Annotated in this window: 6 protein-coding genes; 1 reads left to right on the top strand and 5 read right to left on the bottom strand. The window is 68.0% G+C overall.

The window, feature by feature from the left end:
- The first annotated feature begins 286 nt into the window (after positions 1-286).
- Complete coding sequence (locus Q4E95_RS09140) at positions 287-2,011, top strand: hypothetical protein (RefSeq protein ID WP_303383011.1); 1,725 nt, start codon at positions 287-289, stop codon at positions 2,009-2,011.
- A gap of 68 nt (positions 2,012-2,079) precedes the next feature.
- On the opposite strand, the gene Q4E95_RS09135 is transcribed toward Q4E95_RS09140, so the two are convergent.
- From Q4E95_RS09135 to Q4E95_RS09115, 5 genes are read right to left on the bottom strand one after another with little or no spacing between them, the layout of a single operon-like run.
- Positions 2,080-4,794: a glycoside hydrolase family 2 protein gene (locus tag Q4E95_RS09135; RefSeq protein WP_303383010.1), complete on the bottom strand. Its 2,715-nt coding sequence runs from the start codon at positions 4,792-4,794 to the stop codon at positions 2,080-2,082.
- Positions 4,795-4,799: 5 nt separating this feature from the next.
- On the bottom strand, positions 4,800-5,900 hold the full coding sequence (locus tag Q4E95_RS09130; RefSeq protein WP_303383009.1) for a DUF1839 family protein: 1,101 nt from the start codon (positions 5,898-5,900) through the stop codon (positions 4,800-4,802).
- Positions 5,897-6,838 (bottom strand): hypothetical protein, encoded by a 942-nt coding sequence (locus Q4E95_RS09125; protein ID WP_303383008.1) that lies wholly within the window; start codon positions 6,836-6,838, stop codon positions 5,897-5,899. The genes Q4E95_RS09130 and Q4E95_RS09125 overlap by 4 nt, the downstream gene beginning before the upstream one ends.
- Positions 6,835-8,052 (bottom strand): acyl-CoA dehydrogenase family protein, encoded by a 1,218-nt coding sequence (locus Q4E95_RS09120; protein ID WP_303383007.1) that lies wholly within the window; start codon positions 8,050-8,052, stop codon positions 6,835-6,837. The genes Q4E95_RS09125 and Q4E95_RS09120 overlap by 4 nt, the downstream gene beginning before the upstream one ends.
- Positions 8,045-8,794, bottom strand: coding sequence for an acyl carrier protein (locus tag Q4E95_RS09115; RefSeq protein WP_303383006.1), 750 nt, complete (start codon positions 8,792-8,794; stop codon positions 8,045-8,047). Before Q4E95_RS09115 ends, Q4E95_RS09120 begins: the two co-directional genes overlap by 8 nt.
- Positions 8,795-8,828 lie beyond the last annotated feature (34 nt).

The raw sequence follows: 8,828 nt of genomic DNA, 5'->3' as shown, positions 1-8,828 counted from the left end.
TCTCCTCCACGCCCTCATCACAGCGCTACGGCAAACACGTGACCACCGCGGTGAAACGGGTGTTCGGAATCGACGTACGGGGATAGCTTGTCGGTGCCCTCGAATTCGGCAAGGCCCATTTCGCGCTGACAAGCAACAACACAATCTTCGGTGAATCCCCCGTCACAAAATGGCCACGAACTCACTGAATTCCCACCCAATTCCTGGTAAATCGTCATAGTCTTAGCAGGCATGGATATGCGGTCCCGCACACATTGAGCCCTTGGGGAAGGGGTGCGAGGGGCCGGTGTCCGATCCGGCACATTTGGGGGAGAACATCGTGTTAAGAACACCCGCGCGTCAGCGCCCGCATTTAATCACGCGCCACCGTCACGGCACCGCTCCTACGGACGACGTGCTGCACGGGTGGATCCACGCCGAGGGCCGCGTACTGTCCGTGGCAGTGCACCAACCAGTAGGGCCGGAGCGCAACGGCACCGTGGTCATCGCAGGATCGCCCGGCCGCGAACGAGTCACCATGTTCCGGACCATCGTTGAGGTGGCTCGGACCCTGGCTGCGGATGGCTGGCGCGTGGTTCGCTTCGACTGGGTCGGCACGGGCCTGAGCCCGTGGACGGCCGAGGCCGCGCCGGCCGAGAAATGGCTCGATGACCTCGAGGTCGTACGGGAATGGGCCGCCCAGGCCGGCCCCGTGCACGGACTGGGTGTGCGGCTCGGGGGCAGCATTCTCGCGGCCTCCGACGAACGTGGGTGGGCTTCCCGTCACGTGTGGGCGCCTGTGTCGGGGAAACTGTGGCTGCGCCATCAGGTGGCCCTGCGTCGCATGGCAGGTCCCGAACTGCCGGCCCGGGTGACACCCGGGGTCGAACTCATGGACCTTCAACTGGATCCCGGGGGTGCAGAGGCGCTGAAACAGTTACCGGAACCGGATCCAAGCCGGGGCCTGGACATTCTCAACGGTCCGCAGCTGGAGCCCGTCCCCGTGGACGTTCACCCCCGGGTGGCCAGCGTTCCGCCGGAGGCCGCGGCCACCATTGCGGGCGCAGTGGCTGCCGTCGCTGACCGGCTTCCCGGTTCCCCTGCCGCGGTGTCGTTGATACCAGATCACGCCGTGGAGCTCCCCGTGGGTGGAACCGTGATTCACCTCCGGCGCGCCCGGATCGGCAGAGACAATCGCCCCGCCGTCATCACCATGCCCGACCATCCACAACCGGCAGCACCCGGGGTGGCGTTCGTGTCCCTGGGCTCAGAACCCATGGAGGCACCGGGTTCCTCATGGACACGGGCGGCGATCACCGCCTCCGCGCGAGGTGCCGTGTGTCTGCTCGCTGAACGGACGGACACCGGTGAGTTGGTACGTCCCGGACGCGCCCAGGATCCCAACCCGTACGTGCGGCGCACCGTCACCGAATCCCGGGAGGTGCTCGAGGAATTGGCGCGACTCACCGCCGGCCCCCTCAAGGCAGCGGGCGTGTGCCTGGGGGCCTGGGGACTCGTCGCATGTGTTCACCAGTTGCCCAACCACGTGACGCAAAGGTTGTCCCTGTACGCGGTGAACAACATCGGCTGGCAGCGGGCACCGTGGCGGTACTGGCGCCAGGGGCTTCGTAGCGGCCCACTGTCACCGGCCATCCCCGGACAGGCACCCGCCGAGCCGAGTAGTAGTGACCCCGCCTCCACGCCGTCGATGGAGAAACGCCTGGGTGCCTTGGCCCGCACGATCGTGCGAGGCACGCGGCGGGCGGCATTCAATGCTCATCCCCGTGTGACCGCGGCGGCCGCCGCGGTGGGAATCATTGACGTCCCCCACCCCCTGATGCGCCGGTTGGCGCGGATCCCAGGGCTGCGGGTGGACGTGATTTTCGGGCCCGCGGACGCTCAGCACGCCGGTGTGACCGCCGGTCCGATCAGCACGAATCACAGGGTGACCGTGCTTGACCCCTTGGATCACTCGTTACACGCCACGGCGTCCCGGAGGAGCATGCTGAATCATCTGCTGATAGATCTGTAGCCCCCGCCTGGCGGGGCCGGGTCCGCGGCACGGGTTCGATGTGCGCGTGGCCGCGGGCGGTGGGCCGGTCACGTGATCGGAACCGGCTCCACCCCCAGGGCACGCACATATCCGCCATCGTGGGTGGGGAACGGTCCTGTGCCGCTGACGGGCAGCCGCACGGTGTCACCGGGCAACAGGTGCACGTACCCGTCCTCGGCGACCAGACCCGTCGGCAGGTCCAGGGCGACGAATCGTGCCAGACCCTGGCTCGTGACCTCCACGGACCGGGTGCCGCTCCGGTCACGGACCCACCTCGCCGTCATCTCAGGGTCCGCGAGGTCGTCCCTGCGGGGTCCGCCGGACAGGTGCACGTCCGTGGCCAGAACCGTTCCGTCGGAAGCCACGAGCTCGGCTCGTATTCCTTCGTACTCCCGTGCGCCGAATCCGTAGGCGTTGTCCAGGTCGCGGAACGTACCGTCCGCCAGATCCCCTCGGAGCACCCGTCCTCCCCGGGCCGGCACCGTGACCGCAACCTCAATGGGTTGTTGACATCCTCCCTGAACCGTGGCCACGGTCCATCGCAGGGTCGCCGAGAGCTCCCCGGGACCGTCGTGCCAGAGGTGAACCGATAAACCGTTGCCGCCCTCGGGTAGGAAGCACACGGTGGTGGGAGCGCACGCCCTGCGCATGCCGTACCACGCAGCCGTGGGACGCCCAGCTGCATCCAATACGCCCCATCCTGCGCCGGGGGCGGTCGAGTGGGATGCAAGAATCAGTGCCCCTCGGCAGGGTGAGTCGCTCCGGCGCCAGTGCGCCAGAGCCCGTTGGAACACGTGGGCCAGTGCCGCGCGCTGGTAATCCAAACGGCCCGCGTGAGTGGCCAGGGCCGTCTCGTCCGCAGCCCTCGCTGGAGCTGCCAGAGTGGCATTCGGGTCGCTGTCCCTGTCCAGGAACAACCGCTGCACGTAGCGCATGGTGGTGTCCTCGAATGTCCAGGCGGCTCCCGGATCACGTGCCAGCCCGGCCTGCCAGGCGGCGGCCCGGTCAGGGTGGTCCAGTGGTCCGTCCGTGCCGAACTGCTCCCGCACCGTGGCCGGTTCCGGTGGCACGGCAAAGGCCAGACATTCTGCGGCAAACCGCACCCCGCTGCTGCGCGCGTCCTCCAAAGCGCGCCCGTAGGCCCCCACCCCGAAGTAGTGACACACTCCGTCCGTCGCATCCACCGGCGAGTGAACCACCGCGGTGGTCACCGGTTCGGCAATTGTCACGGGCCTCTCCGCCGACGCCGCCGCGCCCGCCTCGTAGGCCCGCGCGGCGGCGTCGAGATCCGCATCGGAGCACGGTGAGGACGCGACGACCACCACGTCGGCACCGGCAGCGCCCACCGCCCGTGGGATGTCCTCGACCAGAACGTCTGGTGTCCATTCGGCGGCCGGGCGCCCGGCCAGCACGGGAGCCTGGATCACCTCGGTCCCGCCCGAGATCACGACCGTGGAGGGGTGGGCCGCCGAACGAGCCGCCAGCGAGCGCACTTCCTCGCTCACCTGCGCGCGCCAGCCGGGATCATCGGGCGGGTCCAGCGGCCCCAGGGCCACGTCCTGCCACACCATGAGGCCGAGCTCGTCGCACAGGTCATGGAACGTGTCCGACTCGTAGCAGCCGGTGCCGGGCAGCCTGATCATGGTGGCCCCGGCAGTCCGCAGTCGCATCAGAAGCATGCGCACGGATGCAGGATCCGCGGCCGTTTCGAACGGGTCCGCCCCCGCCCACACCACGCCTCGGGCGAACACGGGGACCCCGTTGACCCGCAACCCCAGCCCCGCGCGGTCGGCCCGCGGCTGCGCCGTCACGGAACGGAAACCCACGCGGTGCGAGCTCGTGGTGTCCCCCACTTCCACGCGCACCTCGTGCAGCGCCGGCTCCGCCGCTTGCCCCGCTGCCATGGCGTGGGGCCACCACAGGCGCGGATTCGGCACGGGCAGTTCCACAGTGACCGCGTCACGCCCGCGTGTTCGGGCGTCCGTCACCACGACCTCGACGCCGGCGCCCGCGCAGCTCAACCGCACGGATTCCGCCGTTCGTCCTGTCGGGTTCACCCGAAGGTCCACCAGCACCGTGCCCACCCCGGACTCGTCGACCCGCGTGCGAACCGCGCGGGGCCGAGCGTCGATCACGGGTGCTCGGTCTGCCGCGGGCACCGGCTCCGCGGACAGGCCACCCCACGGGCCCAGGACGGGACGCGCACCGGGCCAGTCGATGTGGCCGATCAGGGGTGTCCGGCGCCACCGCAGTGAACGGTCGGACACGAGCGGTGAGAGCCATTTGGCCCGGGGCTTACGGGGGACGGTGACCGTGGACAGCGGGAGGAGGCGCAGTGCGACGTCGCATTCCCCCGGTGGTAACCGCACGACGTCGTCCCAGGGCGCGAAGGCGCTGGTGGAGGTCTTGACCCGGTGACCCGCCACCCACAGTTCGGAGACGGTGGCCACTCCCCGGGAACGTATTTTGTGGAGCCCGCCGGCCGTGGTGATCCGGGTGCGGTATTCCCACGCGGTCTCCTCGGCAGCAACCGCCAGCGCCTCGTCCACGGCACTCCCGCCCAGGGCATCGCGTAAGGCGCCGGTTATCGTTCCGGGAATGCGCGCGGGGATTCCCATGGCGCAATCAGTCCCTACCGCCCGCCCGACCGGAACCGCCCGGCCGGTGCGCAGATCGACCGGGACGAGGGTCCAGGCAGCACCCGAGAACACGTCCCCGCAGTCGTCCTGGAACCATTGCTGCGGTTCACAGACATATGTCACGCACGTCACTCCTCGAGATCAAGGGCCGCGCGGGCGTCGTGGATCGCCGCCCGATACCCGGCCGCCAACGCCTCCGCGGCCTTGTCGATGCGCGCAGTGCGCCCCGAGGCCACGCGTGCGAGTTGGAATTGCAACGTCTTCGCGGCCGCGGCGGCGCCGTCGAACGAATCTGCGGCCCGGGCCAGCCGTTCTACGGACACGCCGTTGGGCCAGGCGGCGGCGCCGTCGGCGAGATATCTGCACAGGTGCGCCGCCAGAGCGGCCGTCAGACCGGCCTGCCGCGTGGTGGCGAAGGAGTACAGGTGGAAGTGGCCCATACCCCGTTCGGCCAGGCGGGGCAGGTGTTCGCGAATGGCGGCCACCAGTCCGTCGGCGGGACCGTGCCCGTCGGGACCGGGAGCGGAAGCCCGCCGGAGATGGTCACGGGCCACGGCCAAGGTGGCGTGCCAGAGATCCTCGGGCGAGCGCCGATTCAGTGTGTGCAACCGCACCAGTTCCACGTAGGGGTACGGCACACGACCGCAGCGCATCCTCGGACCCAACGTCTCGTCGAGGTCTTCTCCCGCCAGTGTGTGCGCGCCGTCGTTGTGCAGATACACCAGTTCCCCCGCCAGCGGATCCAGCCGCAACGGCACGATGGATGTTTTGGTGTGCTCCGTGCGATAGGAGACGCCCTCGGTGTCCGGGAGGTAGTACGCGTCGACTTCCACGATGAGGGCGTCGCCGCGCGACATGGTCAGCTGAAGGTGCTCCCCCAGTGGTCGCCAGGTGTCGTATTCGCCCACTTTGATTCCGTAGAGGACCTCCAGGTCCTCGGTGCGGGGTTTCACGAACTCCCACTGGTCACCCAGAAAATCCGCGCTCAAAGCCGCACTCAGCATGGGAACCGGGTTCAGCCCGAGGGCTGCGAGCAGCCCGATCCACACGTCCACATAGCAATTCGTGGGTGACCACGGCTCCGCCGGATCATGCAGGGCCGAGCGCGGCACCGTGGCGGGCGTGCGGCCCTCGCAACCTTTGACGGCCAAAGTCTCCGTGCCGAACGAGCCGGTCCCGTGTGCTGCCGGCGGCCCCAGCGACTGGTTCACAGCTGATGTGGCCGTCATGACAATTGCAGCTCGTCTCGCACACCGGTCGGCCAGGCCGCCGTATCGAATCCGTGCTTGGCCGCGAGCGCCAGGGTCACACGTTCCAGACCGAATCCGAAACAGGCGGAGTGGGCCGCTTGACCGTCCACGGTACGCAGGTGGAACGCTTCACCGAAGTGGTCCTCGTGCAGGTTGGCCGAGGCGATGGCCGTGGGGTGTCCCGGGTACACCTCGGTGAGGATCTCGAACTTCAGTTGGGCCTGCCGCTGCCCCGCGCTGAGCAACTTACCCGCCCTGCCGAAGAACGGGTCGTTGGCCGTGTCCGCTTCGACCTCGAGCCCCAGCTTGCGCAGCAGGCCGAGGCCCGCTTCGAGCCACAGCGCTCGGTGTTCCACCGCTTGTTCCGGGGTGCCCAAGCGCACGGCCTCAAACATCCGGAACGTCACGAACCGCATGGGGTCCGCGCTGGGTTCGTGCCGATAGCACTCGCCCACCAGTTCGTAGACGGTGCCGTCGACCTCGGTGCCCTCCAGGTACGCGTAGAGGGGGTGACACACCGCGGGAATCAACGAGTGACCGGCCGGCGTCAGCGACGACGACCAGTCCCCGTGTTCCTGATAGGTGGCCAGCAGCTCGCGGTGGGCCGCGTTGTCCCCCTCGAAAGCGTTAATGGTTCCCAAAAGCTGGGGGAACGAGGCCACGTAGTCGGTGCGTTCCAGCAACCGGGTCCCGTTGACGGGTGGGAACCGCAATCTGCGCGTCCCCGGCGCTTCATCCAGGTCCGCAACAATTCTGCGGGCGGCGCCGGTGATGCCCTGCACCACGTCCTCCGCCTGGGGTCCCAGACCGTTGACGCCCTCGCCGAGCGTTGGTAGGAGCCAGTTGTTGGCTTCCAGTCCGGCGCGGAATTCGGTCTGCAGGTCTTCGAGTTGATCGGTTGTTTTCGCTGTTGTCATCGGAGTCCCCTTGAGACCATTTGGAGCTTGGCTGTGTGTTGGAGGATTCGGTCGTTGTTGACCATCACGGAGGGCCCAATGCTGTCGCGGTACAACCGGGCCAGACTCACGGGCGATCGATTGGCGAATCCGGAAATGCCCACGATCACCATGGCGTCCCCCACGATCGCGCGTACGGCCTCCGCAGCGGAGACCTTCAGGGTGTTCATGGAAATCGCGAACGGCATGCTCTCGCACGTCTGCGGTGAATCCCATGCAGCCTGGTAGCGGGCCACCGAGGAGCGCACCACGTCCGTCATGGCCTGCAGATCCACCTCCAGCTCCGCCAGGCGCAAGGCGGACGGCGGAGGATTCTCCGGATCCTTACGGGCCGCCTTCTGCACCACGGACCGGGCCACGAGCCCGGCTTGGGTGGCCATCCCCAACCACACCGACGCCCACAGGCAGTGGGCGGCCGGCAGCATGGTCTGGGCGGAGATCGTTTCGAACGGCACCCCGAACACCGCACCGGCATCCGTGTTCGCCTCCAGCTCGAAGGCCTCGGAGCACGTTCCGCGCATCCCCAGGGCATCCCAACCCCGGGTCCTCGTGAGATCGATGTCCGTGGCAACCACTGCCACGAGCACCTGGTCGCTACTGACGGCATCCGCATTGCGGCGAGCCGTCACGAAAATCGCGTCCCCGGCGCTCCCGTAGGAAATCACGGGGCAGCTCTTGTGCAGTCGTATCCGCCCATCTCCCGTGTCGTCCACGGCGCACGACGACGTCCGGGTGTCACCACCGATGGCGATCTCGGTGGTGGCCGAGGCCAGCAGCAGTCCGTCACCGGCCACGCGCCGCATCATGTCCCGCAGCAAGTCGGTGTCCGCGTGGCGGGTGAGGCACAGCACCTGCGAATAATGCATGGCCAGAATCATCGCGGTGGACGTGCACTCACGGCCCACGCGCTCAAGGGTCGAGCACAGTTCGGTGATGGAGTAGTCGAGGCCTCCCAGGGACCCGGGCACGGGCGCGCCCAGCAGCCCCTGGGCTCGGGCCTCGGCAATCGACGCTGCGGGGAAGACCGACTCCGAGTCAACGGCGGCCGCGTGTTCCTTCGCCACGGTCGCCACGACCTCGGCCCGGGCCGCGCACGCCTGAGCCCGGCCCAGCGACAGATCGGTGGTCGATTCCACATCGAGTCCGGACGGGATTCGTTGGGTCGTTTCAGTCATGATCGATTCCCTCCACTGCCTCTGAAATGGAACTAATGGATGTGAACGTCGCTTTGGTGAGCAGTTCTTCGGGGAACTCGATGTCGAACTCGTCCTCCAGCCCGAGCATCACATTGACCGATGCGTGGGACGTCATGCCTGCGCGGTAAAGATCGACGTCCGTGCCGAGGGTGTGGGCGTCCTGGGACAGCTTGCCGTGCTCGGCCAGGACCTTGCGGACGGTGAGTTCGGTGGTGGTGGTTTCCATGGGATGGGGCCCTTTCAATCGGCGGAGTTCTGTGGTCATGGTGTCGATCGGTGCGCGCAAGGCGCCGGTCGACGGGTCTGGTGGGCAGCTCAACGCGAGCGCGACCGCCAGTGCGTAGTCGCCGTCATGAGACATACTCACGGTCCAGTCGCCCAGTCCTCTGCGGGTCGCCAGCGCTGCCGCTGAATCGGTCAGGAAAAGGCCGGGCGCGCCGTCGGCCCCCGTGTGCACCGCAATGCTCGGCCACGCAACGGCATCGGTGGCCGCCGGGGCGAGGACCTTCAACACGGCTTCTTTCGCGGCGAAGCGTGCGGCCACCGACTCCGGGGACGTGAGCTTCGAGTCTTCTGCAAGATGCGCGAACTCCGCTGTGCCGAAAACGGCTCGGAGATAGCGCTCCCCCAGGCGTGCCATGGATTCCGCCACGGGAGCAATCGACTGGATGTCGCAGCCGACGCGCGGGCCGGCCCCCAGCGCGGGCTGGTCGGTGCTCATGAACCCTCCCCCGACGTGATGTCTTCGAACTCGG

This window comes from Kocuria sp. (assembly GCF_030536815.1).
Lineage (GTDB): Bacteria > Actinomycetota > Actinomycetes > Actinomycetales > Micrococcaceae > Kocuria > Kocuria gwangalliensis.
Note: the sequence above shows the minus strand (reverse complement) of the source record. Positions and strands in the feature narration are given on the sequence as shown.